Origin of the sequence: Actinophytocola sp. (assembly GCF_036555685.1) — a bacterium.
Taxonomy (GTDB): domain Bacteria; phylum Actinomycetota; class Actinomycetes; order Mycobacteriales; family Pseudonocardiaceae; genus Actinophytocola.
Genome location: NZ_DATBKY010000129.1, coordinates 1 through 2,905 on the forward strand (window position 1 = coordinate 1; position 2,905 = coordinate 2,905).

At 72.5% G+C, this 2,905-nt stretch carries 1 protein-coding gene; it reads left to right on the plus strand.

The genetic code is table 11. The annotated features are described in order from the left end of the window. Positions 1-20: 20 nt before the first annotated feature. The coding region (locus VH969_RS13325) for a non-ribosomal peptide synthetase (protein WP_331974036.1) at positions 21-2,905 on the plus strand (2,885 nt) is incomplete at its 3' end.

The window sequence follows — 2,905 nt, forward strand, 5'->3', positions numbered from 1 at the left end:
CCACACTGCTCCCCGACTACATGATCCCCGCACGCATCCTCGTCCTCGACCACTTCCCCCTCACCACCAACGCAAAAGTCGACCGCCGAGCACTCCTCACCCTCGCCCAAAACACCCACCAACCACCCACCACACCCACCAACACACCCACCACCACACCCACCGACACACCCACCACCGACACCCAACGCCGCATCGCCACCCTCTGGACCGAGACACTCAGCCTCGACCGGCTGTGGTCCGAGCTCCTCGGCCTGGACCGGATCGGCGTCCACGACGACTTCCGGGACCTCGGCGGCGACTCCCGGCTGGCGATGGTGCTCGTCCGGCGCATCCTCGAGGAGTTCGGCGCGGTCGCCCGCCCCACGGAACTGCTGCGCTGCCACACCGTGGCCGAGATGGCGGCCTGGCTCGACGAGCACGCCACCGGCCGACCGGAAGCCGGCGCGGCCGGCACCGCCCCGGCCGGCACCGAAGCCGCGCCGCTCTCGTACGGCCAGGAAGGGCTGTGGCGCCTGCAGCAGCTCAACCCCGCCGGCCACGCGTTCGCGATTCCCATCGCGCTGCGGGTCAGTGGGTGCCGGGCCGCGGCGGTGAGGGCCGCACTGGCCGACGTGCTCGCCGCGCACGAGGTGTTCTCACTCGAGCTAGGGTCCGACGACAGCGGGCCGTGGCAACGGGTGTCCTCGACCGCCGTCGGCCCGGTCCCGGTCCAGCCGGACGTGGTCGCAGAGGCGGAGCTGGAGCAGCGCCTGCGGTCGGCCTACGAGCGGATGGCCGCGGCGATCCGCGCCCTCGAGGGCCGGCCGTGGCGTGCGGAGATACTCACCCTCGCGGCCGACGAGCACGTCGTGCTCCTCGTGTGCCACCACGTGATCGTCGACGGGTACTCCGTGCCGCTGCTCACCCGGGATCTGGTCGACGCGCTCGGCGGGAGCGGCCCGGCGCCCAGCCGCGGCCAGCTGTCGTTCGCCCGCGCACAGCGGCAGCGGGCCGGCGACGCGGACTGGGAGCGGGACCGCGCCTACTGGCGGCAGACACTGATCCCGTCACCCGGCGCGCTGGAGCTGCCGTACGACCGGCCCAGAACGACCACGCAGCCGGGTGCCGGCGCCACCTTCGCCCACCAGGTACCGGTCGCGGAGCTGGCCGAGCGGTTCAGCGTCACGCCCTTCGTCGTCGTGCTCGCGGCCGCCGGCTGCCTGGCGTACCGGTACAGCGGCCAGAACGACTTCGTGATCTCGGTTCCCGCCGCGGTGGACCGGATGGAGCCCGAGTACGCCGGCACGGTGGGCTACTTCGTGAACATCCTGCCCATCAGGTTCCACATCGAGCCGGACGCCGGCTTCGACCGCGTGCTGGCCGACACGGCACGCACGCTCGACGACGCGATGGCGCACGGCGCCCTGCCGTTCGAGGCGCTCATCCCGAGCGAGGGCGCCCAGCGCATCGACGACGCCCGCGCCTTCACCCGGGTCATGGTCGCGCAGCACATCGGCGTGGCGCCGCAGCGTGGCCTCGACGCGATCACGGTGGCCGAGCAGGGGTTCGAGACCGGCACGGCGAAGTACGAGCTGAGCCTGTTCGTCGACCATCGCCCGGACGGGACCTGGCTGCGGTGGGAGTACGCCGATCAGCTCCTCGACCGCGGCACCGTCGAGGCGTGGAGCGAGGCACTCGAGCTGCTCCTGCGAGAGGTCGGCGCCGATCCCGGCCGGGCGGTCGGCAGCGTCTCGCTGCTCACCGAGCGGGACCGCGCGATCGTCGCCGCGGCCAACCGCACCGCGACCGCGTACCCCGCCGACCGGAGCGTGCTGGACCTGTTCGACGAGCAGGTTCGGGAGCGACCCGACGCCGTCGCGGTCGAGACCGCCTCCCGCACGCTGACCTACCGCGAGCTCGCGGCGTGGTCCACCCGGCTCGCGGCCGTGCTGCGCCGCCTGATGACCGGGCCCGAAGAGCCGGCGATCGTCTTCACCGGCCGGACCGTCGAGTTCGTCGTCGGCGTGCTGGCGGTGCTGCGCGCCGGTGGGTCGTACGTGCCGGTGGACGGCCGGAACCCGGCAGATCGGCTGCGCCGGCTGTGCGATCTCGCCGCCGCCCGGATCGCCGTGGCGGCACCGGAGAACGTGGCACTGCTCCCGGACGCCGTGACCGTGGTCGACCCCGCGTCCACACCGGACGGTGCACGGCCGGTTTTGCCGGCCCGGACACCGACCTCGCGTGCCTACGTGATGTTCACCTCCGGGTCCACCGGCACGCCGAAGGGTGTCGAGATCACCGACAGGTCGATCGTCCGGCTGGTCCGCGACCAGAACTTCGCGACCTTCGGTCCCGACGACGCGTTCGTCCTCGCCTCCAACGTCGCGTTCGACGCCGCCACCCTCGAGATCTGGGGCGCGCTGCTCAACGGTGGCCGGCTGATCGTCCCGGACGAGTCGGTCCCCTACGACCCGCGGGAACTGGTCCGCCTTATCGGCCGGCACGGCGTGACGGCCGGCTTCTTCAACCCCGCGGTGTTCCGTTCGATGCTCGAGGCGAGCGCCGAGGACCTGCGCGGCATGCACACGATCATCCTCGGCGGTGAGGCCGTGCCGAGCGCCCTGCTCGTGCAGGCGTCGGAGGTGCTCGGCCACGGCGTGTTCGTGAACGGCTACGGCCCCACCGAGAACACGACGTTCTCGTGCTGCCACCGCCTGACCGAGCCGCCGCGGCCGGGACGGCCCGTCCCCATCGGCAAACCGATCGCGAACTCCACCGCCATGGTCGTCGACGACGGTTTCGTGGAGGTGCCCGTCGGCGTGGTCGGCGAGATCGTCGTCGGCGGCGCCGGACTCGCCCGCGGCTACCTCGGCAACCCCGAACTCACCGCCGAACGCTTCATCACCCGACCCGACGGCACCCG